General features: G+C 65.8%; 28 protein-coding genes and 1 tRNA gene. 17 read left to right on the top strand and 12 right to left on the bottom strand.

From position 1 onward, the window contains the following. Nucleotides 1-39: 39 nt before the first annotated feature. Both P1L41_RS14185 and P1L41_RS14180 read left to right on the top strand, forming a co-directional pair. Nucleotides 40-234, top strand: a complete 195-nt coding sequence (locus tag P1L41_RS14185; protein ID WP_276296382.1) for a methytransferase partner Trm112 — start codon at nucleotides 40-42, stop codon at nucleotides 232-234. A 33-nt stretch (nucleotides 235-267) separates the two neighbouring features. After that, on the top strand, nucleotides 268-831 hold the full coding sequence (locus P1L41_RS14180; protein ID WP_276296381.1) for a DUF7524 family protein: 564 nt from the start codon (nucleotides 268-270) through the stop codon (nucleotides 829-831). A 3-nt stretch (nucleotides 832-834) separates the two neighbouring features. On the opposite strand, the gene P1L41_RS14175 is transcribed toward P1L41_RS14180, so the two are convergent. Continuing rightward, on the bottom strand, nucleotides 835-1,923 hold the full coding sequence (locus tag P1L41_RS14175; protein WP_276296380.1) for a DR2241 family protein: 1,089 nt from the start codon (nucleotides 1,921-1,923) through the stop codon (nucleotides 835-837). A gap of 62 nt (nucleotides 1,924-1,985) precedes the next feature. Then, the gene (locus P1L41_RS14170) at nucleotides 1,986-2,867 is read right to left on the bottom strand and encodes a CbiX/SirB N-terminal domain-containing protein (protein ID WP_276296379.1); all 882 of its coding nucleotides are present in this window, start codon (nucleotides 2,865-2,867) and stop codon (nucleotides 1,986-1,988) included. Between the two features lie 102 nt (nucleotides 2,868-2,969). Here P1L41_RS14170 and P1L41_RS14165 point away from each other — a divergent pair, with 102 nt between their 5' ends. The 6 genes from P1L41_RS14165 (at nucleotide 2,970) to corA (ending at nucleotide 7,949) form a co-directional block, all read left to right on the top strand. Next, nucleotides 2,970-3,443, top strand: coding sequence for a DUF7523 family protein (locus tag P1L41_RS14165; RefSeq protein WP_276296378.1), 474 nt, complete (start codon nucleotides 2,970-2,972; stop codon nucleotides 3,441-3,443). A 75-nt stretch (nucleotides 3,444-3,518) separates the two neighbouring features. Further along, the gene (gene cysS, locus P1L41_RS14160) at nucleotides 3,519-4,997 is read left to right on the top strand and encodes a cysteine--tRNA ligase (protein ID WP_276296377.1); all 1,479 of its coding nucleotides are present in this window, start codon (nucleotides 3,519-3,521) and stop codon (nucleotides 4,995-4,997) included. A gap of 152 nt (nucleotides 4,998-5,149) precedes the next feature. Then, a complete protein-coding gene (locus P1L41_RS14155; RefSeq protein ID WP_276296376.1) occupies nucleotides 5,150-5,653 on the top strand; it encodes a hypothetical protein in 504 nt (167 codons plus the stop codon). A gap of 472 nt (nucleotides 5,654-6,125) precedes the next feature. Then, a complete protein-coding gene (locus P1L41_RS14150; protein WP_276296375.1) occupies nucleotides 6,126-6,761 on the top strand; it encodes a DUF6517 family protein in 636 nt (211 codons plus the stop codon). A gap of 46 nt (nucleotides 6,762-6,807) precedes the next feature. Next, on the top strand, nucleotides 6,808-6,975 hold the full coding sequence (locus P1L41_RS14145) for a hypothetical protein (RefSeq protein WP_276296374.1): 168 nt from the start codon (nucleotides 6,808-6,810) through the stop codon (nucleotides 6,973-6,975). Then, entirely contained in the window at nucleotides 6,972-7,949 is a 978-nt protein-coding gene (gene corA, locus P1L41_RS14140; protein ID WP_276296373.1) for a magnesium/cobalt transporter CorA, read from the top strand. The genes P1L41_RS14145 and corA overlap by 4 nt, the downstream gene beginning before the upstream one ends. Here corA and P1L41_RS14135 read toward each other — a convergent pair. The 6 genes from P1L41_RS14135 to P1L41_RS14110 form a co-directional block, all read right to left on the bottom strand. Then, entirely contained in the window at nucleotides 7,944-9,170 is a 1,227-nt protein-coding gene (locus P1L41_RS14135; RefSeq protein WP_276296372.1) for a tripartite tricarboxylate transporter permease, read from the bottom strand. The genes corA and P1L41_RS14135 overlap by 6 nt on opposite strands. 145 nt (nucleotides 9,171-9,315) lie before the next feature. Next, nucleotides 9,316-9,654, bottom strand: coding sequence for a 50S ribosomal protein P1 (rpl12p, locus tag P1L41_RS14130; RefSeq protein ID WP_276296371.1), 339 nt, complete (start codon nucleotides 9,652-9,654; stop codon nucleotides 9,316-9,318). Nucleotides 9,655-9,675: 21 nt separating this feature from the next. Next, entirely contained in the window at nucleotides 9,676-10,722 is a 1,047-nt protein-coding gene (locus P1L41_RS14125) for a 50S ribosomal protein L10 (RefSeq protein ID WP_276296370.1), read from the bottom strand. Nucleotide 10,723: 1 nt separating this feature from the next. Next, on the bottom strand, nucleotides 10,724-11,362 hold the full coding sequence (locus tag P1L41_RS14120; RefSeq protein WP_276296369.1) for a 50S ribosomal protein L1: 639 nt from the start codon (nucleotides 11,360-11,362) through the stop codon (nucleotides 10,724-10,726). Nucleotides 11,363-11,581: 219 nt separating this feature from the next. Continuing rightward, nucleotides 11,582-12,070 (bottom strand): 50S ribosomal protein L11, encoded by a 489-nt coding sequence (locus P1L41_RS14115; protein ID WP_276296368.1) that lies wholly within the window; start codon nucleotides 12,068-12,070, stop codon nucleotides 11,582-11,584. A 93-nt stretch (nucleotides 12,071-12,163) separates the two neighbouring features. After that, the gene (locus tag P1L41_RS14110) at nucleotides 12,164-12,364 is read right to left on the bottom strand and encodes a VNG_1110C family protein (protein WP_276296367.1); all 201 of its coding nucleotides are present in this window, start codon (nucleotides 12,362-12,364) and stop codon (nucleotides 12,164-12,166) included. A gap of 132 nt (nucleotides 12,365-12,496) precedes the next feature. Between P1L41_RS14110 and P1L41_RS14105 the strand changes: the two genes are divergently transcribed. The 5 genes from P1L41_RS14105 (at nucleotide 12,497) to artA (ending at nucleotide 19,362) form a co-directional block, all read left to right on the top strand. Then, nucleotides 12,497-13,606, top strand: coding sequence for an OBG GTPase family GTP-binding protein (locus P1L41_RS14105; RefSeq protein WP_276296366.1), 1,110 nt, complete (start codon nucleotides 12,497-12,499; stop codon nucleotides 13,604-13,606). Nucleotides 13,607-13,693: 87 nt separating this feature from the next. Then, the gene (locus P1L41_RS14100; protein ID WP_276296365.1) at nucleotides 13,694-14,152 is read left to right on the top strand and encodes a TIGR04206 family protein; all 459 of its coding nucleotides are present in this window, start codon (nucleotides 13,694-13,696) and stop codon (nucleotides 14,150-14,152) included. 278 nt (nucleotides 14,153-14,430) lie between these two features. Continuing rightward, complete coding sequence (locus P1L41_RS14095; protein WP_276296364.1) at nucleotides 14,431-15,183, top strand: VOC family protein; 753 nt, start codon at nucleotides 14,431-14,433, stop codon at nucleotides 15,181-15,183. Between the two features lie 312 nt (nucleotides 15,184-15,495). Further along, nucleotides 15,496-18,207: a DUF7827 domain-containing protein gene (locus tag P1L41_RS14090; protein ID WP_276296363.1), complete on the top strand. Its 2,712-nt coding sequence runs from the start codon at nucleotides 15,496-15,498 to the stop codon at nucleotides 18,205-18,207. A 150-nt stretch (nucleotides 18,208-18,357) separates the two neighbouring features. Then, nucleotides 18,358-19,362 carry an archaeosortase A gene (gene artA / locus P1L41_RS14085; protein ID WP_276296362.1) on the top strand — a complete coding sequence of 335 codons (1,005 nt, stop codon included), beginning with the start codon at nucleotides 18,358-18,360 and terminating at the stop codon, nucleotides 19,360-19,362. On the opposite strand, the gene dph5 is transcribed toward artA, so the two are convergent. After that, nucleotides 19,359-20,132 carry a diphthine synthase gene (dph5, locus tag P1L41_RS14080; RefSeq protein ID WP_276296361.1) on the bottom strand — a complete coding sequence of 258 codons (774 nt, stop codon included), beginning with the start codon at nucleotides 20,130-20,132 and terminating at the stop codon, nucleotides 19,359-19,361. The genes artA and dph5 overlap by 4 nt on opposite strands. Before the next feature lie 75 nt (nucleotides 20,133-20,207). Between dph5 and P1L41_RS14075 the strand changes: the two genes are divergently transcribed. Together P1L41_RS14075 and P1L41_RS14070 are read left to right on the top strand one after the other, a co-directional pair. Continuing rightward, on the top strand, nucleotides 20,208-21,188 hold the full coding sequence (locus tag P1L41_RS14075; protein ID WP_276296360.1) for a class I SAM-dependent methyltransferase: 981 nt from the start codon (nucleotides 20,208-20,210) through the stop codon (nucleotides 21,186-21,188). Between the two features lie 124 nt (nucleotides 21,189-21,312). Continuing rightward, nucleotides 21,313-21,387 (top strand) — tRNA-Thr (locus P1L41_RS14070). Between the two features lie 100 nt (nucleotides 21,388-21,487). On the opposite strand, the gene P1L41_RS14065 is transcribed toward P1L41_RS14070, so the two are convergent. The 3 genes from P1L41_RS14065 to P1L41_RS14055 form a co-directional block, all read right to left on the bottom strand. Next, a complete protein-coding gene (locus P1L41_RS14065; RefSeq protein WP_276296359.1) occupies nucleotides 21,488-21,820 on the bottom strand; it encodes a DUF7344 domain-containing protein in 333 nt (110 codons plus the stop codon). Between the two features lie 113 nt (nucleotides 21,821-21,933). Continuing rightward, nucleotides 21,934-22,176: a DUF7385 family protein gene (locus P1L41_RS14060; protein WP_276296358.1), complete on the bottom strand. Its 243-nt coding sequence runs from the start codon at nucleotides 22,174-22,176 to the stop codon at nucleotides 21,934-21,936. A gap of 30 nt (nucleotides 22,177-22,206) precedes the next feature. Then, nucleotides 22,207-23,070 carry a cytochrome c oxidase subunit 3 gene (locus P1L41_RS14055; protein WP_276296357.1) on the bottom strand — a complete coding sequence of 288 codons (864 nt, stop codon included), beginning with the start codon at nucleotides 23,068-23,070 and terminating at the stop codon, nucleotides 22,207-22,209. A gap of 92 nt (nucleotides 23,071-23,162) precedes the next feature. Here P1L41_RS14055 and P1L41_RS14050 point away from each other — a divergent pair, with 92 nt between their 5' ends. Both P1L41_RS14050 and P1L41_RS14045 read left to right on the top strand, forming a co-directional pair. Then, complete coding sequence (locus tag P1L41_RS14050) at nucleotides 23,163-24,542, top strand: hypothetical protein (protein ID WP_276296356.1); 1,380 nt, start codon at nucleotides 23,163-23,165, stop codon at nucleotides 24,540-24,542. Then, nucleotides 24,539-24,838 (top strand): C2H2-type zinc finger protein, encoded by a 300-nt coding sequence (locus P1L41_RS14045; RefSeq protein WP_276296355.1) that lies wholly within the window; start codon nucleotides 24,539-24,541, stop codon nucleotides 24,836-24,838. The genes P1L41_RS14050 and P1L41_RS14045 overlap by 4 nt, the downstream gene beginning before the upstream one ends. Nucleotides 24,839-24,852 lie beyond the last annotated feature (14 nt).

Below are 24,852 nucleotides of genomic sequence, written 5' to 3'. Positions count from 1 at the left end.
AGCGGCAGACTTTTGCGCCCGCCAGCCCAGCCCTGACGTATGAAAGAGGACCTGATGGACATCATCTGCTGTCCGCTGGACAAACACGACCTCGAGCTCACCGTCGAGGAGCGCGAGGACGAAGAGATACTCACCGGCGAGCTCGTCTGTACCGAGTGTGGCGAGGCGTTCCCGATCGAGGATGGCATCCCCAACCTCCTCCCGCCCGACATGCGCGACGAAGCGCCCGCCTGAACCTTTTTTATCCGTCGCGCCGGAGTCTCCGATGTGACAGACGCCCTACCCGTGCACGTCAACCGGCAGGCGCTCCACGACCTGGAGGTCCCGACGGCGTTCGAGGCGACCGGGAGTTTCGACGTCCGGCTCGTCAACCACGGCGAATCGCTCCACGTCCACCTCCACATCGACGACGCGCTCTCAGGGGTGGCGACGCTGGAGGCGTCGAACCACTACGTCAACGCCGAGACCGAGCGCCGAGTCCGAATCGAGGTCGACGACGACGCCGACCTGCCGGTCCGGGGGTCGCTGAAGGTGGTCACGGGATACGGGGCTCAGACCCGGTACATCGACGTCGAACTCCAGGAACCGGGCCCGTCAGAGGGGCCGGTGCTGGTCGACGAGTCCCTCTCGAAACCCAGGCCGAAGTCCGACGAGGGGACGGGGTCGCTGCTCCCGGAGGACCAGTCGGTCCCCGTCCTCGCACTCGGGGGGGTGGCGCTGGTCTTCGCCGTCCTCGCCGTCACCGTCTTCGACAACGTCGGCCTCATGCTCGGGTCGCTGGCCGTCGTCGGTGCCGCGCTGCTCGCGCTGTACGTCCGCGGGTCCGAGTAGACGTCACTCGTCGTCCCTGTCGGTCGGGACGCCGCTCAGGTTGCCGTCCTCGTCGAACCGTTTCGCACGGAGGAACCGCGCCCGGTAGCGGTTCGCGCCCTCGTAGATGTCGGCCTCCCGGATGTCTGCGGCCCGACCGTCGGCGACGGCGTCGACGATACCTTCCAGCTGCTCTTTCTCGCTGGGTGTGAGCTCGAACTCGTAGGTCTGTTCGTCCTCGCTCTCGAGTTTCGTCCACTGCCGGGCGGCCGCGACGACCACCGAGCAGGGCTCCCGACACGGGAAGGTGCCGTCGCCGCCGTCGACGTCGAGAGGCGTCTCGTCGTCGTACTGCCACTCACGGCGTTTGAGACACTGGGAGTCCGCACAGCAGGCCTCGGCGACCCAGTTGACGTGTTCGTACCCCTCGCCTCGGTCCCAGGTCTTGACGACGCCGTAGATGCCGGTCTGACGCTCGACGGTCTCGTGCCAGTGGGTGACGTCGAGCTCGCCCTCGCGCTCGCGGTGCCAGTTGGTGACCGCGGCGGGGTAGAACGTCTCGACGGTCTCGACCAGTTCTGTCGCGGCGAGCCCGCCGAAGCGCCAGCCGGTCCGGAGCGTCGGGGCCGACTTCAGCGGGCGGTATCGTCCCCGGTCGTCGTGCTTCGCGATGTCGCGTGCCGCTCGTGGGTCCTCGTGGCCGGTCAGGGCGTCGGCCGCCTTGCGCGTGTCGTCGACGTGGCGGACGTGGTAGCGCCGTTCGCCCCCGTCGCCGACCGTCGCGGTGACCTGTAGCTGGCCCCACTCCGAGACGATACCGTCGGCCAGGCCCTCGAGGCGCGTCTCGAGGGGTGTCTCCTCGGCGTCCTCGAGCCAGCGGAGGAAGGCCCAGCGGTCGGCCTTCTGTGGCGCGTCGGCGTGCCAGAAGTACCAGTTCCGGACGTACGCCGAGTCGGCGGCCACGGCGCGCAGGTCCTCCTCGCTCAACGAGCCATGGGCCTCCTCGGGCGTCTCGAACGCGTAGCGGTCCCCCTCGCGCTCGACGGCGAGGTCGTCGAAGGCGATGCCGTCCGGCGCGGTCGTCACCAGCGCGTCCACGTGGTCGCCGTGCATACCGGGAGACAGGGCTCGCGCGAAAAAAACTAGCCGGTCTCACCTGACGTCCAGGCCCAGGCTCAGTCGCCCGCGGCCGGATTCGCGCCGCTAGTCCGCTCGCGTACCTGTTCGATGGCCGCCGCAACGTCGGCACCGGCGTCTGCGGCCCGTTCGAGGACGACGTCGGCCATCAGCGGTTCGGTGCCCACCGCGCCCGCGTACCAGATGTCGTGACCGTCGACGGTCGTCGGGACGTCGTAGCCGAGGCGGTAGTCGTCGGTGAGACCCATGTCCTCGGGGATGTCCTCCTGCGTGTGGAAGCCGTCAGCGACGAACAGGGGGACGACGACGATGTCGTCGCTCCCGAAGTACTCAGTGACGTTGTCGACCTCGGGGTCCTCGTCCATGAACAGGGCCTGCACCTCGTCGAAGCGGCCTCGCTCGCGGATGCGGCCGGCGTGGTACTCGATGGCCTTCGCGGAGTTCTCGTTGCGCTCGGTGCCGTGGCCGACCACGGCGAGCCCGAACCCCTCGCCCACGCCGGGGTCGCCGGTGACCGACTCGGCGCGCTGGACGATGACGTCGCTCATCGCGTCGTGGGTCCCCGCCGGGCCGCAGTAGTGGACCGTCTGCCCGGTGTCCTCGGCGGTGAGCGTCGCGTGCGTGGCGCTCGTCCCGTCGGAGTCCCACAGGTCGGGCTCCCAGTCCTCCAGGCGGAACTCCCGGGGGATGACCTGCTCGGTGAAGTAGCCCTCCGAGATGAACAGGGGGACCAGGTACACCTCGTCGGCGTCGACGGTCCGCAGGGCCTCGCGGAACGACGGTTCCTCCTTCCAGAACGACTCGCGGACCTCCGCGAACGCGCCTGTCGCGCGGATGGTGTCCGCGTGGGTGTAGGTCGGCGTGCTCGACTCGGCGTTCAGATGCGAGCCGTGGGCAGCGATGACGAGCGCGGGTGCCATTGGCGGGGGTTGGGACGAAGCCGTCTTAGGGCCTTCGTTGGCGTGTCCCCGATGCCGAGGCCGATAGGACCGTTTTTCAGGGCCGCGCGCGACGGCTCGCACATGTCACTCGCGAGCGAAACGCGCGACGCCGTCCGGGCGCGCCCCTTCCTCTACGACGCGCTCCGGGCGGGCGTCGTCAACTACACCGCCGCCGCCAGGGAACTCGACGTCGACGGCGAAGTCGACGCCGTCGCGACGGCGCTGCGACGGTTCGCCGAGGAGCTGGCCGAGTACGACCCGCCCGAGGCCGACGCGCGGGTGTCGATGGAGAGCGGGCTCGGTCCGACTGACGGCGACGACCCCCTGCTCGTCGTCGGTGACACGCGCCTCGGACGTGGTGAGGGGGCGTTGACCGCGGTCGTCGCTACGGGGACCGTCTCGGGGCGGGCGCTGGCGGACGTGCTCGGCCGACTCGCGGCCGCAGGCATCGACGTCGAAGCGGCGGCGGTCGGGGGCGAGACGCTCGCCGTCGTCGTCGAGCGGCGCGACGGCCCGGACGCCCTCCGAATCGTCGAGGCCGCTGTGGGCCGCTAGACAGCCGGAAACCCCGAAGTCCTGCCGAGCGGCCTTCCGACGGCTTAAAGCGGCCGGGGACAGTCCCCCCAGGTGATGACGATTCGCGTGACGAACACGCTGACCGGCGAGACAGAGCCGTTCGAGCCGCGCGACCCCGACTCGGTGCTGCTGTACTACTGCGGCCTGACCACGTCCGACCCGCCCCATCTGGGCCACGCCCGCGGGTGGGTCCACGTCGACGTGATGTGTCGCTGGCTCGAGTGGCTGGGCTACGACGTGCGTCACGTCGAGAACTTCACCGACGTCAACGAGAAGATCGTCGCCCGCGTCGGCGAGGACGGCGACAGCGAGGCCGACGTCGCCCGCCACTACGTCCAGCAGGTCATCGACGACATGCGCTCGCTGAACCTCGACCGGGCCGAAGTCTACCCGCGGGTCTCCGAGCACGTTCCCGAAATCATCAGCCTGGTCGAGCGCCTCGTCGAGTCTGGCCACGCCTACGAGGCCAACGGGTCGGTGTACTTCGACGTGCGGAGCTTCGAGGACTACGGCAAGCTGTCGAACCAGACCGTCGACGACATCGAGTCGCAGGGCGAGGCCGCCACGTCGGAGAAGCGCCACCCGGCCGACTTCGCCCTCTGGAAGGCCGGCGGCGTCGCCCCAGAGGACATCGAGGAGCACCAGCACGCCGAGGCCGCACCGCCCGAGGAAGCTTGCGAGACGGCCCAGACCTGGGACTCGCCGTGGGGCGAGGGGCGGCCGGGCTGGCACATCGAGTGCTCGGCGATGTCGATGACCCACTTAGACGAGTCCATCGACATCCACGTCGGCGGCCAGGACCTCGTCTTCCCTCACCACGAGAACGAGGTGGCCCAGAGCGAGGCCGCGACCGGGAAGCAGTTCGCGAAGTACTGGCTCCACGTCCGCTTGCTCGAGACCAAAGGCGAGAAGATGTCCTCCTCGCTCGGGAACTTCTTCACCGTCAGCGACGCCGTCGAGGAGTTCGGACCGGACGTCCTGCGGACCTTCCTGCTCTCGACGAGCTACAGCAACAGCGCCGTCTATAGCGAGGAGACCATCGCCGAGGCCCAGGAGCGCTGGGACCGCCTCCAGCGAGGGTACGAACGAGCCGTCGAGGCCTGCGACGACGTCGATGCCTACGCGACAGTCGCCGACGACTCGCTGCGGGCCGCCGTCGACGAGGCCCGCGAGGACTTCGAGGCGGCGATGAACGACGACTTCAACACCCGCGAGGCCACGACGGCGCTGCTCGACCTGACCGCCGCGGTCAACACGCACGTCGACGCGAACGAAGCCTTCGACTACCGGGGTCTCCGGCGCGCCGTCGAGACCTTCGAGGCGTTCGGCCGCGGGATACTCGGCCTCTCGCTTGGCGAGCCACAGGAGAGCGACGTCTCCGTCGCCGGGGACCTCGTCGAGCTCGTCCTCGAAGTCCGGGAACAGGAGCGCGAGGCCGGCAACTACGAGCGGGCCGACGACTTGCGCGACGAACTCGAAGCGCTGGGCGTCGAGGTGCAGGATACGGACGACGGGCCGACGTATCGGCTCTGAGTGACGCCGCGCTCCGTCGTCTCACGGTCGTGCCCGGTTCGTTGCAGCGACATTCGACACGCTCGGTGCCGGCCCGGTACGACGCGGAGCCGATGGATGCTATCACGCGACAGCACGAGTATATATACTCGTTTGGCGTAGTTCTCATCGTTATGAAATACGTACCAAATAGCTCTCAATCTATCCGACTTCTGATTGCGACCGTCGTCGTCGTCTCGGTCGCGTCGTTCGGCGTCGGACCGGCTCTCGCGCAATCCGACCAGCCAGGGTGGGCCGACGAGATGTTCGGTGATTTCGAGGGGTTCGTCTCGACGTACAACGAGAACGTCGACGCGAGCGACCTCGGTATCGCGGCCGACCAGCTGAAAAACGAGCGCGTGAATCTCATCGTCACCGACGGGGATGGCACGCAGGGTACCGCGTCGTTCCGGATGAACGCGCAACTCCAGATTCAGGAACTGGAACAGGGGACTCGTGACGACGCGACGCTGCAGATGACGACCGACCGGGCGACCATCGACCGGATCCTCGGATCGAACAACCCCACGAACGCGTTCCAGAACGCGCTCACGGACGGTGACATCCGAATCGACGGCATCGGACTCATCAACTCGGTGAAGTGGGCTGTCATCAACGTGCTGGCGAGCCTGTTCTGATAGCCGTTCGTCGACAGTCTCCCCAGAACCACTCTCTTACTGTTGCGCGAGCAGGGACTCGGGGTATCGATATCGAGGCTCGACCGACGTAAACGGCCCTGTGGACCGGTTATAATCCGAGGCTTCGGTTGCTCCGAGGACCTCTCGCCTTCGTCCCGTCGACGACAGGCAGTTCATACTTATGGGCCAATTTGACGTCAATATACGACAATGAACCTGTTCCACGCGAACTCGCGGCTAGTCCGTATCGTCCTGGCACTCGGGCTCCTGCTCGTCGTGGCTTCGCTGTCCTCGACTGGCGTCGTCGTCTAATCGCCGCGGCTCGACGTGTGGCGAGTACCGGTGACGAACAGGGTCGAAGCAGGGACGCCGATACCTCCTGAACCGCGATTCCCGCGGGCTGATCCGGTCCCCTTGGGCCGGCGGCCCGACACGTATCGTTTTTACACTCCGGGACATCTGTCGGGACACCATGCGAACCGGACTCCTCACTGCGCTGATCGCCCTCCTCGTCGTCTCGTCCGGGTGTGTCGGTCTCATCACCGGGGAAACCGTCGCCTTCGAGGCCGAGCCCGCGTCGGTCGACGACGCGGCGCTCGAGACGACCGGCTACGACGAGGCCCGCGACGAGGCACAGACGCTGACCCGGAACGTGTCCGTCGTCGGGCAGGAACGGACGGTCAGAATCACGAACCACGTCGCCGAGTACAACCGGTCCGTCGACCTCGGGCCGCTCGGCGAGCTCGAGTTCGCCCGCCTCATCCTCCTCTCGACGCCGGGTGCGACCGTCGCAGGCCAGTCACTCAACCCGCTCGCGAGCCAGTCCAACCGCCAGCTCGTGGAGCGGCTGATTCAGCGCACCGAGCGTGTCAGCGACGTCCAGGCCGAGGGCAACCGGACCGTCCAGATACTCGGCGAGGATCGCACTGTCAGCGAGTTCACCGGCACATCGGACGTCCAGGGCCAGGAGATAGACATCCGCCTGCACGTGGCCAGTTTCGAACACGAAGGTGACGTGGTCGTCGCTGTCGCCGTCCACCCCGAGCGTATCGACGAACGGGACCGGGTCGACACGCTCCTCGGCGCCATCCAGCACCCGAGTTCCTGACGCCGCCGGGGCGTACCGTTTTCTGCCCGGCCGGTGAGTGAAGGGTATGCAAACGGCAGCAATCACTGGGGCGCTGCTCACTGCGGCCGGACTCGGCGGGTACGTCGTCGGAGTCCTCGTGCCGTACCCGGGCCGGTCGCTCTCGCTGACAGCACTCATGTTCGGGTTGGCGCTGGTGACCATCGGTCTCGCGGCGGGGGGTGTCGAGCCGTGATATCGGCCGTGGTCTACGCTGACGGCGAGGCAGTCCAGTACGACGACCTCGCGGCGGCACGGCGTGCCGTGGGCACGACCTGGGTACACGCGACGTCGGTCACGAACGAGGAACTCCGGGCTATCCAGACCGCCTTCGACATCCACCACCTCACCATCGAGGACGTCCAGAACCACACGCGAGCCAAGACCGAGGAGTTCAGCGAACACACGTTCGTGCTCCTCAAGATAGCGAGCCTCACCACCGGCGAGACGACGTTCGAGAAGGAAGTCAAGACGACCCCCGTGGGCATCTTCATCGGCGACGACTGGGTGGTGACTGTCTCGCCAGGGGCAGCGACGCCGGTTCAGCGGGTCCTCGACGCCGTCTCGCGCGGTGACGAGCGACTGCTCCAGCGCGGCGCCGACTTCACCGCCTACCGCGTCCTCGACGTCGTCGTCGAGAGCTACTTCGACCTGCTCGACGAGCTCGAGACCGACATCGAGGAGATCGAGGACGAGGTGACCGTCTCGACGGACCGCCAGACCCTAGAGAAGATAAACGACGTCCGGCGCGACCTGCTGTCCTTCCGCAAGCAGGCCTGGCCGGCCCGGGAGGCCGTCGGGACGCTCGCGCGGGGCGACCCCGAACAGATACGGCCGGAGACGGAGAAGTACTTCCGCGACACCTACGACCACCTGGTGCAGATCGTGGACCTGACCGAGACCTACCGCGACCTGGTGTCGGGCGCCCGGGACATCTACCTGAACACGCTCTCGCAGTCGACCAACGAGGTGATGAAGGTCCTGACCGTCGTCGCGACGATATTCATCCCGCTGACCTTCGTCGCCGGTATCTACGGGATGAACTTCTCGGGGGGTCCCTACAACATGCCGGAACTCGGCTGGGCCCTCGGCTACCCGGCGACGATGGTCGGGATGGCGCTCATCGCCGTCGTCATGCTCGTCCACTTCCGCCGACGGGGGTACCTATAGCGCGAGCGGGACGAGCAACACCCCCATCAGCGTCGCCCGTCGCGTCCCGAAGGACGGCGGGATGTGGCCGACGACCGTCGCGGCCCCGAACGCGCCGACACCCACGAATCCGGCGAACACCCACGAGAGGACACAGAGGGCCGCGAGTACCGACAGTGACAGCCTGGCGGGGTCCAGTCGGCCGACCGTCCGCAGATACCGGTCGCCGAGGACTGGTACCAGGAGCGCGCCCGCTCCGGCAGCGAGTACCACGGCCGTCACCAACGACGGTACCACGAGGGGGACGTTCGCGCGCTCCATCGCGACGAGGACGCCGGTCCGTGGCTCCCCGAGCGCGACGAGGGCGAACAGCGCGAACACCGCTGTCGCCGTGTTCACCCCGCTGGTCGTGACGACGAACGCTCGCGGCCCGCCGTCGGCGGTCAGACCCAGCGCCAGCGTCGCCGCGACGGCGCTGGAGATTCCGGGGAGATAGCCCACGACAGCGCCACACAGCGTCCCGACGGTGACGAGCAGACCGACCGTCCGGCGTGGCGTCGCAACTGTCGTGCCGGTCTGTGCTGGAACGCCGTCACCCTCGATGGCTGCGAGCAACACCGGTGCGCCGAACAGGCCAGCGAACAGCGCGACGAGGATGTCCACGACGGGGAGCACGGACGAGACGCTGGCGTCGAGGAACAGGAGCCCGAGCCCCCCGCTGGCCGCGAGCGAACAGCAGGCGCCGACCATCGCTCGCGCGTCGCGTTCGGTCGCCACGAGCAGCGCCGCGATACTGGCAAGGACCACTGCGAGATGGGACTCGATGTGTGGGTAGAGTTCGACCATGGCCGCCGTGACTGGGAGCGCGAGCGGTGCCGCCAGGACGACCGCGCCGGCGCTCCCTATTGCCGAGAGCCGAAGGGCCTCGCGGCCCCGTCCCTCGACGACGAGCTGGTGACCAGGTAGCGCGCCGGCGGCCATCGCCGGGTCGGGGACGCCCAGCGAAAGCGCCGGGACGATATCGAGGAACGTGTGGACGACCCCGGCAGCCAGCATCGCCGCCCCGACGTAGCGCCGTGGCCCCGGCACCGCGCCGGCTGTCGCCGCAAGCAGGAGCGCGAACGTGTTCGCGTGCAGGCCGGGGACGAGGCCGCTGACGGTGCCGAGACAGATGCCCCCGGCTACCGCTACGAGCAGCACGGCCGTCGCGGCGGGGTCGGCGGTGAGTCTGACCGGGAGCATACCCGGTCCTGGCCCCCTTTCGGTACTTGAAGGTCAGCACGCCCACGTCGACGCGGCGGCAACGGCCGCCATCCCACGAGTGCGCTCTAGACGCGTCGCTGGCCAGTATGTCTCGAAAGAAAGGTCGTCGTCTGAGGTCGACGGCTTAGCCGAAGAGTTCGCCGAGTCCCTCGCCGCTGGACTCGTCTTCCTCGTCGTCGTCGTCGTCTTCGTCGTCGGCCGCTTCCTCTTCTTCGGCCTCGTCGTCGGCCTCGTCAGCGTCCTCGTCGTCGGCCTCCGCGGCCCCACCGCTCGCGGCGACGGGTGCGGCGGCGGCCTGTTCGACGGCCTCGCTGATGTCGACGTCCTCGAGCGCGGCGACGAGCGCCTTGACTCGGGACTCCTCGACGTCGACGCCCGCGGCGTCGAGCACGTCGGTGAGGTTGTCTTCGTTGATTTCTTCGCCCGATTCGTTCAGGATGAGTGCAGCGTATACGTATTCCATTGTTCTGAAGTGTGGTTGTGGTTAGAACATCGCCCCGAGCGCGTCGCCAGCGTCCTCGTCGTCATCGTCGTCGTCCTCGGCCGCCTCGGCCTCGGCGTCGTCGCTGGCGTCCTCGTCTGCGGTGTCCTCGTCGTCTTCGTCAGCCGATTCCTCTGTTGTCGCCTCGGCGACCTCCACGTCCTGGAGCTCGTCGGGCAGCGCCTCCGTGTCCTCGATCTGGGCCGCGAGCGCGCGCAGCTGCGCGTCGGCCTTGCTGATGAGGTCGGGGACGACCTCGGGGTCCTCGATGGCGGCCTGGAGCGCGAGGCTCTTGGCCTCGCCGCTGGCCGTCTGGAGCATCGTCGGGACCGTCTGGGCCGTCGGGTACCCGGCGTTGACCGAGAGGTTGAACGCCCGACTGGCCGCGGCCTGGATGTCCGCCTCGTACTCGTCGATGTCCAGTTCGAGTTCCTCGGGTTCGAACAGCACGCCGTCCGCGAAGACGCCGCGGAGGTCGAGGCCGACCTCCTTCGGTTCGATGCCGAGCTCGCTGAGGACGTTCGCGAGGTCCTGTGAGACCTCCTCGCCCGCGTCGAGCACGGTCGAGTCCGAGAGGACCTGGATGGACCCCTCCTGGATGCGTGCGTCAGCACCGACGCTCTGGAGTTCGCCGACGAACGGACCCGGGTCGACGCCGGTGTCGCCCTCGGGAATCACGATCTCGTTCGAGGCTATCTCGCCGGCGCCGATGGGGGCCGGCGTCTTCGAGGCCTCGAGTTCCTGGAACAGCGAGAACGGGTTGTTGTTCGTCCCGATGAGGCCGACCTGGCCCTCGACGAACTGCGTGAGTTCCTCGACGCCCTCGTCGACTTCGTCGAGCGCGCGTCGGAGCAGCGTGTTCCGGGAGACGCGCAGTTCCGCGGTGCCGTACAGGTCACGGCGCATGTCCTGGAGCTGCCGGGACGGGATGCCCGCGATGTTGACGACGCCGACGCTCTCGTAGGACTCGATGGTCTCGACGAGCGCGTCGACCTCTTCCTGTTTCCACTGCGGGATGGTCTCTGTCTTACGTTCGCTCTCGGCGCTCATGTCAGGCCACCTCCACGGCGGGGCCCATCGTCGTCTTCACGAAGACGCTGTCGATGTTGAGCGGCCCCTTCTCGAGGTCTGCGTGCAGCCGGCGGATGATGACGTCGATGTTGTCGGCGATGTCCTCGGCGGACATGTCCTCGGCGCCCACGCGGGTGTGGAACGTCCGACGCTCACCACTGCGCAGCTGCACGGTGTTTTTCATTCGGTTGACGACCTCGACGACGTCGTCGTCGGGGTCGAGCGGTTCCGGCATCTTGCCGCGCGGACCGAGGACGGTCCCGAGGTAGCGACCGATGTCCTGCATCATGTTCGTCTCGGCGATGAAGAAGTCGGTCTCGTTTGCGAGCTCCTTGGCGGCGTCGTCGTCGCCCCCGAGCTCCTCGAGTTCGTCCTGGCTGAGTACATCGTCTGCGGCATCCTCGGCACGGAGGGCGGTCTCGCCCTCGGCGAAGACCACGATGGTGGTCTCCTGGCCGGTGCCGGCAGGTAGGACGACGGACTCGTCGACACGGTTCGACGGGTCGTTTAGATCTAAGTCGCGCAGGTTGACTGCGAGGTCGACCGTCTCGCGGAAGTTCCGCTCAGGTGCGTCCTCGAGTGCGCGAGAGACTGCGTTCTCTATTTCCTGGTCTGCCATTGTTCACCTCCGTAGTGCGCCAAACGGCTTCTACGGGTCAGTGAAACAGGCGGTTGCCTGTCTCGTCCGTGTGGAGGCCGATGCGACACTTAAAAGCGTCGAACCACCCCGCAGCGGATGCGCCCCACTCACACACGTCAATCCGGTGCTCTCGGAGACGATGACAGTCTCTACTGGGTCGCGAAAACAGCGAGAATCGCAGTCGGCGGGGCAGCCTGCTTATGCTTCGGCCGCTTCGCCGAAGATGTCGTCGTACTCGCCGCCGTCGATGCGCTCTTTGAACTCTCGGGGGTCGTTGCCCTCGATGGTGACGCCCAGCGAGGCGCAGGTCCCGACGACTTCCTTCGCGGCGTTCTTCAGATCGTAGGCCAGCAGGTCGGGGTGCTTCTGCTCTGCGATCTGGATGACCTGGTCGACGCTGAGGTCGGCGACGAAGTTCTCCTGGGGTTCGCCGCTGCCGGTCTCGAAGCCGGCTTCGTCTTTGATGAGCTCGGCCGTCGGCGGGACACCGACCTCGATGGAGAACGACCCGTCGTCGTCGTACTCGACGGTGACGGGGACTTCGGTGCCGTCGAACGCTGCGGTCTGGTCGTTGATCTCCTGGACGACTGCCTGCACGTCCACGGGTGTCGGCCCCAGTTCGGGACCGAGCGGCGGGCCGGGGTTGGCCTGGCCGCCGGGGACGAGCACTTCGATAGTTCCAGCCATGTCTCAGCAATTCCGTTCGGCGGTTTAAAGGATTGCGTTTCACCGACGGCCGCGTGAGGTCGACACACGGCCGTACCGACCGGCGCGGGCCCGTTACGCGAAGGTGATGCCGTTCATCGCGAGGAAGTCGCCGGCGGCCTTGATCTCCACCGGTGACCCGATGATACGCACCTGTCCGCCTTCGGCCCGCACCATGACGGTGAAGCGCCGCTCGAGTTCGTCCCGGATGCCGTCGAGCGCACCGGCTGGCAGGAGAATCTGTGTGCTGTCGCGAAAGCGCTCGACATCTGCCATGATTGTCACTGACGGACGATAGCCTAAAGACGTGTCGACTTACAGACGACTGGCAAGAATTACCACGCCGACAGAACGGCCCTCGGTGAGGGAAGAAAGCCTTATCCAACGTGCGTGGCCGACATACACGTAATGGGGCTCGAAGACGAGATACAGGAACTCGAGGAGGAGATCAGCAGTACGCCCTACAACAAGTCGACGGAGGCCCACATCGGCCGGCTGAAGTCGAAGCTCGCAGAGAAGAAAGAGAAGCTCGAACAGCAGTCCTCATCGGGCGGTGGCGGCGGCTACGGCGTCGAGAAACATGGCGACGCTACCGTCGCCCTCGTCGGGTTCCCCAGCGTCGGCAAGTCCACGCTGCTGAACGCCCTGACCAACGCGGAGTCTGAGACGGGCGCCTACGAGTTCACGACGCTGGACGTCTACCCGGGAATGCTCAAGCACAAAGGCGCGAACATCCAGATTCTCGACGTCCCCGGGCTCATCGAAGGTGCGGCCGGCGGTCGGGGTGGGGGCAAGGAGGTCCTCTCGGTCGTCCGGACCGCCGACCTCATCGTGTTCATGGTCTCCGTCTTCGACATCGACCAGTACGACCGGCTGAGCGAGGAACTGTACAAGAACAAGATCCGCCTCGACATCGAGCCCCCGCGCGTCTCCGTCCGCAAGAAGGCCAAGGACGGCCTGAGCATCAACAGCTCCGTCGACCTCGACCTGGACGAGGAGACCGTCAAGGCGGTCCTGCGCGAGCACGGCTACGTCAACGCCGACGTCACCATCGGCGAGCAGATGGACTTGGACCGGCTCATCGACGGCGTCATGGACAACCGCGTCTACCTCCCCTCCGTCGTCGTCGTCAACAAGGCCGACCTCATCGAGGAGAACTACCTGCCGACGGTGAAGGGGGAACTCCGAGAACGGGATATCGACCCTGAAGAGGCCATCTTCATCAGCGCCGAGAAGGAGAAAGGGCTCGACGGCCTGACCGAGCGCATCTGGGACGAGCTCGGCCTCATCCGTATCTACATGGACAAACCGGGTCGCGGCGTCGACTACGAGGAGCCCCTCATCCTCCGCGAGGGCGACACCGTCGACGACGCCTGTGAGAAACTGGGCGGGAGCTTCGACGAGCGCTTCCGCTTCGCCCGCGTCACCGGGCCAAGTGCCAAACACGACGAACAACAGGTCGGGCGGGGCCACGAACTGGCTGACGAGGACGTCCTGCGCATCGTCGCCCGGCGGTAATCCGTAGCATAGTACTTCTCCGCATGCACGAGCGGCACCCGCGTGCGGATGCGTGCGACTCTTTGCTATCAATTCCTACCAACTCCTATGGAGTACGGTCCACGCCGCCGACTGGTCGCCGTCGTCGCCGCCGGCCTCGTTCCCTGGACGGTCCTGCTCATCGGGGACGAACTCACACTCGTGTTCTCCTTCGGCCTGTTCAACACCAACCCGCCGACGGTGGTCTCGGTGTACGACTTCTTCTTCCGGTTCACCGAGGGCCTCCCCCGGTTCATCGAGGCCTGGGGGACCGGGGTCTTGCTGTATCTCGTTGCGCTCGCGAGTGCCGTCGCAGGCGTCGTCTGGCGTGAGGACGTCCGAATCACGGCCTTCGCGCTCGCAGCCGCTGGTCTCTCACAGATTACCGTCTTCCTCGGGTTCAACCGCCGAATCGGCTACATTGGATTTCCCCTGGGCACAATCGTCATGCTTGCTGTGGTCTGGTGGTACTACTGGCCGTCGGTGCGCGAGACTGGGATTATTGACGTTGGCTCCGATGCGGAGTGATTCGCTGGATCTATTGCCACACCCAATGTGGGACTGAGTGCTTCTCGAGTCGCTTTCCACGTGTTCTCGAACAGCCAGAAAGCCCGGCCCCTTTCAGTCCTTCCCGGAAGTGGATGAACAGCCGAAATGGGTGGGACTGAAAGGGGCGTTATCGGCGCTTCGCGTCCGATGACAGCCGGGGCTTTCTGGGTATCAGCATCGATGATTGTCGTTTCGCTTACGCCCTCACTGAATCTTAGGACGGTAGCCTTTTCGCGCGCCCGTCCCACGGGCCATCTATGCTGCCGCTCGACCACACGATGATGCGCGTCGAAGACCTGGAGGCGTCGCTGGACTGGTACCAGACGTATCTCGACTACGAGGAGAAGAGCCGCTGGGAGGCCGACACGTTCACCAACGTCTTCCTCGGACCCGAGGACGTCCACGACGAGGGCGCGCTGCTCGAACTGACGTACAACCACGATGGGCGCTCGTACACGCACGGGGACGCGTGGGGACACATCGCCGTCCGCTGTGAGGACGTCTACGACGCCTACGAGGAACTCATGGACGCCGGCGCCGAGGACTACCGCGACCCGGACTCCTGTGGCGGCTCCTATGCGTTCGTCAAGGACCCCGACGGCCACGAAATCGAGATCGTCGAGCGCGACTACGGCGCGAAGTGGTCGCTCGACCACACGATGCTCCGCGTCGAGGACGCCGACGAGGCCATCGGCTGGTACACCCGGAAACTCGACTACGAGATGTTCCGCCGCTCCGAGCACTCCTCGTTCGCGCTGTACTTCCTCAGGCCTCGCGATGCCGCCGACGAGGCGATGTCCGTCGAGCTGACGTACAACTACGACGGCCGCTCGTACGAGCTGGGCGACGCCTGGGGCCACGTCGCGGTCAGTACCGACGACCTCCATGAGACGTGGGACGACCTGCTGACCCGCGACGCCGAGGACTACCGCGACCCGGAGAGCTGCGACGACCAGTACGCGTTCACCAAGGACCCCGACGGCCACGAGGTCGAAATCGTCCCCAACTGACCACGCTGTTCTTCTTGTATTTATAACACGTACGCCGGCCGTCAGACGAAGGTATGACACACGGCTGAAAAGAACTGTCACGGTCCTAAACGAGCCGTAGATTCAGTCTAGACGCCTTCTACGGCCTTGTGGCTGTATGTCATCCCGCATGCCTGACCACAAAACATTTATAACACCCGCCTAAGGTTTGCAGTGTACCCCTACCCATGGTGCTAGATGCGACTACACTGGTTCGGTCTACGCGTGGTCGCGGTGACTGCGCTCTGGCCACGTGGAAAGCAGCTGGCGCCGCCCGATAGCAATCAACAAACTATGACAGATACAAACGAAAAACTTCGCAGCCTGTTCCTGGCCGCGCTCATGGTGTTCTCGGTGTTCGCCATGACGACCGGCTTCGCGGGCAGTGCTGCGGCTGTTTCAAACCTGGACGCTGGGACGTTCTACAGCGGCCAGGACGTGCAGTTCGACGTGTCGAATGATGGAAATAACTACCAAGTCCGTACCGTTGACGACAGCGGCGACACCGACCAGGTCGGGTCGCTCCGACGGACGATTGACCCCAACGATGGTGATATCGACGGCACCCTCGAGTTCACGCTTGATGGCCGCCTCACTGAAGGTGACTTCGTCATCGTGAATGCGCAGTCTGGTGCTGTTGTCGACCTAACCAACGGAGACGAGAGAGTCCTTGACTCCGATGAGGGTCTCGTCGCATCTGAAACGTTCGAGGTCATTCCGCAAGACCTGACCGCCGAGTTCGACGACCCCGATGTCGGAACCTCGGGTGACTCGGCCACCGTTGACTACGAGATTGCGTCCGACGTCCGGAACGGCTACGCGGTCAACATCTCGGCTGAGGGCCTCGACCGTGAGGAGCTTCTCGACATCCTGAATGACGATGAGCGTAATGCCGAGCTCCCGGAAAACGCGGAAATCGTCTCGTCCGACAACCCTGAAGACATCGTTGACGCCAACGGTGACAACTTCTTCGACGACACCGAGAAGGTCCAGATCAAGCAAGCAGAAGGTGACTACGTGCTGGACTTCGAGGACATCACCGAGGGTAACTACACCTTCGACGTCGAAGTGACCGACACTGACGCGAACGCGTCGGACACGATTGAGGTCGTCGACACTGGTGACGCAAGTGCCTCCTTCCAGGAAGGCGTCGTCACAGAGAACCGCGGTGACGTGGCGAACATCACCGTCGAGCTCGCCAACACCGACGAAGCCACTATTCAGATCGGTGACTACGAGGACGACAACTACTACATCACCGCCGAAGTGGAAGACGACGACGACGACGGTGAAGTCTCTGTTCTGTTCAACAGCTACAAGGCTGGAACCACGTCTGCGTCAGAGGTCCTGAGTGTTGCTGGTGACGACAAAATCAACAGCTACGAGCAGGGTGGTTCATTCACCGCTGAAGGAGACGATACTGGCTCTGACATCCTCGAAGCGACTGACTACGACATGCTCGTTGTCGAGGGAACCGGCGTCACGCTCCCCGATGATGATGATCTCATCACCGAAGAGAACGAACTTGACACCGACTCACAGATCATCACCGATGAAGACGACGTCGGCACGCTCTCGCTCGAAGAGGCGTCGCTAGAGGGCGTCCAACTCTGGACTGCTCCGCAGGAGAAGTTCAGTGACATCGAGGATCTCGACGACGACGAGGCCGCACCCGTCTACGAACTGGTCAAGGATGGGAACGTCACCCAGACCGACGAAGTTGCAATCAACGACGTCAACGACGTCGTGATCGTCCAGGTCCAGGCATCGGGTCTCGAAGGTCTGCTCACCACTAACGGTGACATCAGTACGGCTGCCTACGGTCTTGCATCCGAACAGGTTGACGACGACGATAACAGCGGTGTGTTCTCGCTCACGTTCGAGAACGCTGACCCCGGCGCCAACCAGGATTCCCCTCAGCAGGACATTGACCAGCTCACCAACTACAAGGTCATCTACGACGAGGCCAACGATACGCACTTCGTCGCGGTTGACAGCAGTGACTTCGAAAGTGAGCTTGGTGCAGAGGATGAAGACGAGTACATCGCGAACTTCACCGTCTACAACAATGGCTACGGCGACGGCTACTCCGGCGACGCTGCCGACGCTGGCCTTACCGGTCCCAGTGACCTCTATGACGAAGACGACGGCAGTGTGAACGCCACTGACAGCGTCCAGTTCCTCGACGCCGACGCGACGCTGAACGACGACGAGGATATCACTGTCCGCGCCGCTGCTGGCCAGACCATCTCCGGTACGACCAACGTCGCGCCCGGGAGCGAAGTGACTGTCCGGCTCCGCAGCAGCGAGAGCAGCAGTCCGTTCCTGCTCCAGCCGAGCGCGATCGTCGGTCCGAACGGGACGTTCACCGCGACGGCTGACCTCAGCGAACGCAGCCCCGGTGCTAACTTCACGGCGCAGACCCGTGTCGGTAGCGCCGAAATCGGTGACGAATACGACGGTCAGATCCTCGGTGCCGCGACGGCATCCGTCAGCATCTCCGACCAGGACTCCGACGGCACGACGGTCGTCGTCGACAGCGCGCAGCTGTCCGACGGCGGCTTCATCGCCATCCACGAGGGCTCGGCCACCGGTGACGTCATCGGTGCCTCCGACTACCTCGAGGCTGGCAGCCACTCGGACATCGAAGTCACGCTCGACACCCCGCAGGACGGGGACTTCACCGCAGTCGCCATGCCGCACATGGACACTGACGGTGACGAGACCTACGACTTCCCGGACAACGATGGTCCGTACACGGACAACGGTACCGCTGTGACGGACAGCGCGTCCGTGACCGTCGCCCAGGAAGAGACGGAGACTGAGACGGAGACCGAGGCTCCTGAGACGGAGACCGAGACGGAGACCGAGACGGCAACCGAAATGCCCGACACTCCGACCGAGGAAGAGACCACCACTGGTGACAGCGGGCCTGGCTTCACGGCCGTTCTCGCTCTCATCGCACTGGTCGCCGCGGCACTCCTCGCAGTCCGCCGTAACAACTAACCGGAGCAGTTCCGGTCCCTGAACTTCCGCTTTTCTTTCGCGCTACGTCCGATAGCGACAGCGCCGACTCTCGCCGTCGGCTGTGCGGTTTCGATACACACGCAGGCGTAACGACAAAGCATATACGACGGATTTCCCAATCTCACAGTCATGACAGCGACAGTCCTGCAGTCGACGGTCGAACTGGGCGGACTGTCGTTCGACCCGCTGGTCCTCTCCGAACCGCTGATGTGGCTGGTGCTGGCGGCGTTCATCGGTAGCAGCGTCCTCGCGTACTCGAACGAAACGTGGGCGCGGCGCGTCGCCGTCGCCGGCTGGGGCCTGTTCGCGCTGTTCTGGCTCGTCCTGATTCCACACTTCGTGTTCACACAGAAGAGCCTCGTCGAGGGGCTCGGCAGCGTCGCCGCGGTACCGCTGTCGGCGTACACGGCCTACCTGCTGTGGAACGGCCGGGACTCGCTGTTCGTCCTCACTCGGGCCGTCGGGTTGATGGGCATCATCTACGTGCCGGCGGTGACCGTCGACCCTATCAGACAGTGGCTGGTCGAACTCGTCACCGACCAGACGGCGTTCCTGCTGGGCCTGGTCGGCGTCGACCCGCTGGTCGTCGACGGCCTGACCCACGACGGCATCCGTATCGCGACGAAGAAGTACCCTTACGAGAGCACCTTCTGGTTCGAGCACGAGGAGGGGCCAATCACGTACAACATCCTGCTCGCGTGTACGGGGCTGGGGAGCATCGCCATCTTCGCCGGCGGCATCCTCGCAGTCAAGGCGCCCTGGGGGCGGAAACTCAAAGCGCTCGTCGTTACCTCGGCGGTCATCTACGTCCTCAACCTGGTCCGGAACGTCTTCATCGCCGTCTCCTTCGGTCTCCAGCAGATGCAGTGGTTCGTCGACCCGATGATGACGCTGTTCGGCCTCACTGACCCGCGGATGGTGTCGTACTACATCGCCGACCGCATCCTCGCACAGGTCGGGTCGGTGGTCGTCCTCGTCGGTATCACCTGGCTCTTGGTCCGTGAGTTGCCCGAGATTACCGTCCTCGTCGAGGACCTGCTCTTCCTCGTGACCGGCACGGAGTACGACCTGGCGGGTGCGTTCGACAGGGCGGGAGACGCGGGCGAGCAGGCGGCGGCTGCGAGCGACGACTAAGGTTTGCCGGCGAGTGCGGTCAGCGCGTCGTCTTCGATGGGGTGGAGTGAGCCCGGAATCACGAGCATGTGAAGCGGGTCACCGAAGGACTGTTCGGCCAGTTCCTCTAACTTATCGGCGGCGACAGTGGGGTCCGGGCTTCCGGCCTGAGCGACGACGACGCCCAGCGTCTCGGGGAACTCGACTGCGAGCAGGCCGGCCGCGTGGTCGGCGGTCATGTACGTCTCGTCGCCGTCGTCCCAGTGGGGGTCGTCGACCTTGATGTCGAGGTAGACCAGCGTGTGGAGGTCGCGAGCGCGGTTGTCCTCGATGGTGGCGACGACGCTGTCGGGGACGCCGTCGCCGCCGTGAGCGTCATTGAATGGAAGCGTCGTCGCCTTCCCGAAGCGGTAGTTCTGCAGGCCCGTCAGCGACCCGGCGGCGGTCTGCGCGGTCGTCCCGTGGACGACTCTGGTCTCGATGCCACGCTCTTCGGCCCGGAGCCGGAGGTCGGTGTGGGTCGTCGAGACCATCGTATCGCCGGCGGTCAGGAAGACGACGGCCGAGTCTTCGGCGGCCGACAGCACGGGCTCGGGGTCCTGTTCGACGCCGGCGCGGTCCCGGACCTCGACGGTCGTGTCGTGGAACGCTTCGAGCGTCTCCAAGTCGGTGCCGACCAGCCGGCTGGTGTAGAACTCCGCGAAGACCCGGTCGGCGCCGCGGATAGCGTCGCGGCCGGCGAGCGTGACCGAGCGTTCGTCGTACAGGCCGAGGCCGACGAATGTGAGCATATCCGCCGTCGGAGCGCGGCGGGGATAAGTGGCGCGAAGCGTCAGGCTTACCGCCGACGGTGGGGGAGGGGTGGTATGGGCGTTCCCTGCGTTCGTGTCCGGCGAGAGGACGGCGAGGCGACCCGGAAACGACTCGCCGAGGCGGATCTCGTCGACGACGGGTACGACATCACGGTCGAGGAGGGCTGGCTCTACGTCCCCGTCACCGACCCCACGCACGTTCCGGACGAGTACGCCGTCGTGGAGTTCGACGCGCCGGTTCGGGAGGGGCAGACCATGCCCGCGGACATCCTCGGGTTCGAGCCGAGCTACGAACGCATCGGTGCCCTCGTCATAATCGACGAGGATGACCCTCAGCGTGCCCGAGAGGTCGCCGAAGCCATCGTGACCTCGGACCTCCCGGTCGAGGGCGTCCTCAACCGTGCCTCGAAGATCAAAGGCGAACAGCGCGTTCGCGACTGGGTGGTCCTCGCGGGCGACACCACCGAAGTCGTCCACCGTGAGTACGGCTGTGCGTTCGCACTCGACCTCGCCGAGGTCTACTTCTCGCCCCGACTCGCGACAGAGCGCCACCGCGTCGTCGAGCAGGTGGACGCCGGCGAGCAGGCGTTCGACATGTTCGCCGGTGTCGGCCCGTTCGTCGTCCCGTTCGCGAAGCGCGGCGCGACGTGCGTGGGGACCGACATCAACGAGACGGCTATCGAGTATCTCCGGGCCAACGCCGAGCGAAACGGCGTCGCGGACCGGGTGACGGGCATCTGTGGCGACGTGCGCGAGGTGGCGGCCGACTACGAAGGCTGGGCCGATCGCATCGTGATGAATCTCCCGCACAGCGCCGACGAGTTCCTCGAGACGGCCGTTCTGCTCGCCGGCGAGGACTGTGTGCTCCACTACTACGACATCCAGTCCGACGACGCCCTGTTCGGGCCGGGCGAGCGAGCGATCCGCGCGGCGGCCGAACCCGACTACGAGGTGTCCGTCGAGGCGCGCCGGGCCGTCCGTTCGTACGCGCCCGGCGAACAGAACGTGGTCCTCGACGTTCGCCTCCGGCGCTGAATCGGCGTCGAAGGACGGTCTAACTGTCCTTGGACGGCGTGGGAACGCATCGCTCACGGCCCCTGATTCGCAATCCTTATTGCGGTTATGGCACACTGTTCGAGTGCTGAGAGACACGCCGCGTGCCGGTGTAGCTCAGACTGGCTAGAGCGAATCCTTCGTAAGGATTAGGCCGAGGGTTCAAATCCCTCCACCGGCTTCCTTCCCCCGTACGTATCCTCGCGAGTGACGGCTACGTCGTAGCGGCATTCGAAGCACGGAACGAGCGGCCCGATTCTGCTTGCCGCCGTCATGGAGGGTCACGAAAGCAACGACTCGACCGGGGTGAGCAGCTGTCGCTCGACTTCCCGGCCGAGGTCGGTCACCGCGACGCGGTCCTGGTCCTGGCTGTAGGTGATGAGGTCCGCGCCCTCCAGCCGGGGAACGTGCTGGTGGTACAGCTCGAGATACAGTTCGCGAACGGTCTCCGGGGGGATGTCGGTGAGGGACCTCCGGTGCTCTCGCTCGGCGATCTCATCGGCCAGGTCCGGGAGCGTCAGTTCCTGGTGGTCGGACAGCAAGGAGAGCGCAACTCGCCGCCGTTCGCAGGCGAGGGCAACGAAGATTTGGTCACGCCGCTGCGCATCTCGCATGTGTATCCGTATTACCGAACGGCTTCAAATATCGTTTCATTCTCTGTCGATAGTCGCCACTCGTCTGGGCCTCGAACCACGGCGAACGTGTCTCCGGGGACTTGACCGTGCGGTCAGTGTGTCAAGAGTAACAGTTCCGCGTCGGTCCGGACCAGACAGAACGGGGCGCCGGGGTCGCCGAAGGTGTTCGTCCGTTTCTCGCTGACGAAGAGGCGCTCGAACGCCTCGCCACAGGCGGGACAGGTGAACCCCTGGCGGTTCTCGAGGATCATCGTCCCACGGTCCTGTTTGCGTAGCTTCAGCCCGTGACGGTACTCGTGGACGTCGAACCCGTCGCTGACGTCTAACTGTTCCATGACTGTGGAATCGGAGGCGGCGACGTCCCTTCAGACCAGGTTCGCGCCCATGTAGAGGACGACGACCAGGAACACCCAGACGACGTCGACGAAGTGCCAGTACATCGAGGCCGTCGAGATGGACGTGTGGCGTTCAGGGGAGTACTGGCCGTAGTACGCCCGTGCAAAGACGATGCCGAGCAGGACGGCGCCCATCGTCACGTGGAGACCGTGGAGCCCGGTCAGGCCGTAGAACGCCGAACCGTAGATGCCCTCCGTGAGGGTGAACCCTTCGTGGACGATGAACTCGTAGTACTCGTACACCTGCCCGCCGATGAAGATGATACCCAGCAGGAGCGTCACGCCGAGCAGCTTGATGAAGCGGTCACGGTTCCCGTTCAGGAGCGCGTGGTGGCTGTAGTGCAGCGTCACCGAGCTGATGAGCAGGATGACGGTGTTGACGATGACGAGGCTGCCCCACACTTCGGGAACGGCGGCGTCGAGCCAGACGTCGGTGCCACGGACCATGAAGTAGTAGATGAACCCGGCGCCGAACGTCGCCACCTCCGTCCCGAGGAACAGGAGCATCGCGAACTTCAGCGTGCGCCCGGAGTGTTCGTTGGTCCCGCGCTCCCAGAAGTCGGAGACGAACGCGTGGTAGAGCCAGCCGTAGAGGCCGACGAGGAACAGCCCGACGCTCCCGACGACCGTGGCGGCACTGATAGTCGACCCGATGAGCGGTTCCTCGGCCAGCGAGAGGACGAACATCGCCGCGCCGACGTAGATACCCGATGCGCCGATGGCGGTGACGAAGGGCCACCAGCTCGCCTCGCCGAACCCCCGGGGCCAGTCTTCCGTCGCCGGAAGGTGGTGGTCCCCGTGGCCACCGTCCGTGCGTTCTTCTGTCGTGCTCATACCCGCTCCTTACGAGTCGATTACTAAAAGCCCATCCAATTCGCTCGCCGGATGTCGGAACATACAGGACCGCGAGGTCCCAACCCCCTCCGATGACAGTGCGCCGACGGTCGCTCGTCGCCACAGCCCTGTGTACGTTCGTCTGGCTGGCCGCCGCAGGGACCGCGAGCGCCCACGGTGGCAGCCTCGCCGGCGGCGGTCGCGAGACGCTGACGATTCCGACGTGGCTGTTCCTCTCGACGGGCGGGGCGGCCGTCGGGGCCTCGTTCCTGCTCGCGTCGTTCGTCACGGACCGTCAGTTCATCGAGCGCGTCCACGGGTGGGGAGTCCCGCTCGCCGCCGGCGGCGAACGCCCCGTCGTCTCGCTGGGTCGCGCTCTCGGTGTCGCCGGACTCGTCGCTGTCCTCGTGACGGGCTTTCTCGGCCCGACGAACGCCCGGACCAACCTCGCGATACTGCTGGTGTGGGTCGGGTGGTGGGCCGGGCTGGCGATGACGACCTACCTGCTTGGCAACAGCTGGGCCGTCCTCAATCCCTGGAAGACGCTCGCGGGGCTGTTGCCGTCGCTGGACCGGTCGTATCCCGACCGACTGGGTGCCTGGCCCGGCGTCGCCGGCCTGCTGGCGCTCGTCTGGCTGGAGGTTGTCAGTCCGCTGGCTGACGACCCTCGCTTGCTCGCGACGGTCGTCGTCGGTTACTCGGTCGTCACGCTCTCGGGCGCCGTCGTCTTCGGTCCCGGGACGTGGTTCGGACAGGTCGACCCGGTCGAGCGGGTGTTCCGATACTACGGGCGGTTCGCGCCCATCGGCCGGGACGACGACGGTTTCCGCCTGCGACTGCCGGGGATGGACCTCTCGACGCCCCGTCTCGTCGACGGCGCGGACGAGGTGGCGTTCGTCGTCGCCCTCCTGTGGGTCACCACGTACGACGGGCTGGTGACGACGCCGGCCTGGCGCGACCTGACGACGCCGCTCGTGGAAGCGGGGCTGCCGCCACACCTCCTGTATCCACTCGCGCTCCTTGCTGGGTTCGCGCTCTTCCTTGGCGTCTATCGCCTCGCGGTCCGGGCGAGCCGGCGGACCGCCGAGACGTACCTCGCGCCGTCGGTCCTGGCCCAGCGGTTCGCCCCGCCCCTGCTGGCCATCGCCGCCGGCTATCACTTCGCGCACTATCTGGGCTACTTCCTCGTCCTGGTCCCGTCGCTGGCCGTCGCGGTGGCGGACCCCCTCGGCTCGCCCGCGCTCGTCCCCGTGCTGGACCTACCGGGGTGGTTCGGCGGGGTGGCCCTGGCGGCGGTGGTCGTCGGGCACCTCGTCGCTATCTGGGTCGCCCACGCGGCGGCCTACGACCTCTTCCCCGCCCGGTTGCAGGCCGTCCGGTCGCAGTATCCCTTCATCGCCGTCATGGTGTTCTACACGATGACGAGTCTCTGGGTCGTCTCCCGTCCGGAGGTGCCACTGCCACACTTATGAGCGACCGCGAATCAGACGGCATCGACGCCGTCACGGCGGTCGAGGAGGCCTACGCCGTCCCCGAAGACGCACCGACCTACGAGTGTCCCTACTGCGGGCGACCGTTCGCCCGCGAGTCCTGGCTCGCGCTCCACCGCGGCCTGGATCACCCCGGCGACCTCGACGACGCGGAGGTCAAGGCGTTCCGCGAGGCCCACGCCGACGAGGAGGCGTCGCTGGGGACCTTCCGGCTGAAGGCGCTGGGCTCGCTCATCCTGCTGTACTTCGGGCTCTTGATGGTGTACGCGCTGGTCTAACTCTCGGCCGGGTA

This window comes from Haloarcula ordinaria (assembly GCF_029338275.1).
Taxonomy (GTDB): Archaea; Halobacteriota; Halobacteria; order Halobacteriales; family Haloarculaceae; genus Haloarcula; species Haloarcula ordinaria.
Note: the sequence above shows the minus strand (reverse complement) of the source record. Positions and strands in the feature narration are given on the sequence as shown.

Excerpts from the sequence above, each read along its gene's own strand:
- P1L41_RS14185 (WP_276296382.1), top strand. The coding sequence starts at position 40 with ATGAAAGAGGACCTGATGGACATCATCTGCTGTCCGCTGGACAAACAC.
- P1L41_RS14175 (WP_276296380.1), bottom strand. The coding sequence starts at position 1,923 with ATGCACGGCGACCACGTGGACGCGCTGGTGACGACCGCGCCGGACGGC.
- P1L41_RS14170 (WP_276296379.1), bottom strand. The coding sequence starts at position 2,867 with ATGGCACCCGCGCTCGTCATCGCTGCCCACGGCTCGCATCTGAACGCC.
- P1L41_RS14165 (WP_276296378.1), top strand. The coding sequence starts at position 2,970 with ATGTCACTCGCGAGCGAAACGCGCGACGCCGTCCGGGCGCGCCCCTTC.
- cysS (WP_276296377.1), top strand. The coding sequence starts at position 3,519 with ATGACGATTCGCGTGACGAACACGCTGACCGGCGAGACAGAGCCGTTC.
- P1L41_RS14155 (WP_276296376.1), top strand. The coding sequence starts at position 5,150 with ATGAAATACGTACCAAATAGCTCTCAATCTATCCGACTTCTGATTGCG.
- P1L41_RS14150 (WP_276296375.1), top strand. The coding sequence starts at position 6,126 with ATGCGAACCGGACTCCTCACTGCGCTGATCGCCCTCCTCGTCGTCTCG.
- P1L41_RS14145 (WP_276296374.1), top strand. The coding sequence starts at position 6,808 with ATGCAAACGGCAGCAATCACTGGGGCGCTGCTCACTGCGGCCGGACTC.
- P1L41_RS14135 (WP_276296372.1), bottom strand. The coding sequence starts at position 9,170 with ATGCTCCCGGTCAGACTCACCGCCGACCCCGCCGCGACGGCCGTGCTG.
- rpl12p (WP_276296371.1), bottom strand. The coding sequence starts at position 9,654 with ATGGAATACGTATACGCTGCACTCATCCTGAACGAATCGGGCGAAGAA.
- P1L41_RS14125 (WP_276296370.1), bottom strand. The coding sequence starts at position 10,722 with ATGAGCGCCGAGAGCGAACGTAAGACAGAGACCATCCCGCAGTGGAAA.
- P1L41_RS14120 (WP_276296369.1), bottom strand. The coding sequence starts at position 11,362 with ATGGCAGACCAGGAAATAGAGAACGCAGTCTCTCGCGCACTCGAGGAC.
- P1L41_RS14115 (WP_276296368.1), bottom strand. The coding sequence starts at position 12,070 with ATGGCTGGAACTATCGAAGTGCTCGTCCCCGGCGGCCAGGCCAACCCC.
- P1L41_RS14110 (WP_276296367.1), bottom strand. The coding sequence starts at position 12,364 with ATGGCAGATGTCGAGCGCTTTCGCGACAGCACACAGATTCTCCTGCCA.
- P1L41_RS14105 (WP_276296366.1), top strand. The coding sequence starts at position 12,497 with ATGGGGCTCGAAGACGAGATACAGGAACTCGAGGAGGAGATCAGCAGT.
- P1L41_RS14100 (WP_276296365.1), top strand. The coding sequence starts at position 13,694 with ATGGAGTACGGTCCACGCCGCCGACTGGTCGCCGTCGTCGCCGCCGGC.
- P1L41_RS14095 (WP_276296364.1), top strand. The coding sequence starts at position 14,431 with ATGCTGCCGCTCGACCACACGATGATGCGCGTCGAAGACCTGGAGGCG.
- P1L41_RS14090 (WP_276296363.1), top strand. The coding sequence starts at position 15,496 with ATGACAGATACAAACGAAAAACTTCGCAGCCTGTTCCTGGCCGCGCTC.
- artA (WP_276296362.1), top strand. The coding sequence starts at position 18,358 with ATGACAGCGACAGTCCTGCAGTCGACGGTCGAACTGGGCGGACTGTCG.
- dph5 (WP_276296361.1), bottom strand. The coding sequence starts at position 20,132 with ATGCTCACATTCGTCGGCCTCGGCCTGTACGACGAACGCTCGGTCACG.
- P1L41_RS14075 (WP_276296360.1), top strand. The coding sequence starts at position 20,208 with ATGGGCGTTCCCTGCGTTCGTGTCCGGCGAGAGGACGGCGAGGCGACC.
- P1L41_RS14065 (WP_276296359.1), bottom strand. The coding sequence starts at position 21,820 with ATGCGAGATGCGCAGCGGCGTGACCAAATCTTCGTTGCCCTCGCCTGC.
- P1L41_RS14060 (WP_276296358.1), bottom strand. The coding sequence starts at position 22,176 with ATGGAACAGTTAGACGTCAGCGACGGGTTCGACGTCCACGAGTACCGT.
- P1L41_RS14055 (WP_276296357.1), bottom strand. The coding sequence starts at position 23,070 with ATGAGCACGACAGAAGAACGCACGGACGGTGGCCACGGGGACCACCAC.
- P1L41_RS14050 (WP_276296356.1), top strand. The coding sequence starts at position 23,163 with ATGACAGTGCGCCGACGGTCGCTCGTCGCCACAGCCCTGTGTACGTTC.
- P1L41_RS14045 (WP_276296355.1), top strand. The coding sequence starts at position 24,539 with ATGAGCGACCGCGAATCAGACGGCATCGACGCCGTCACGGCGGTCGAG.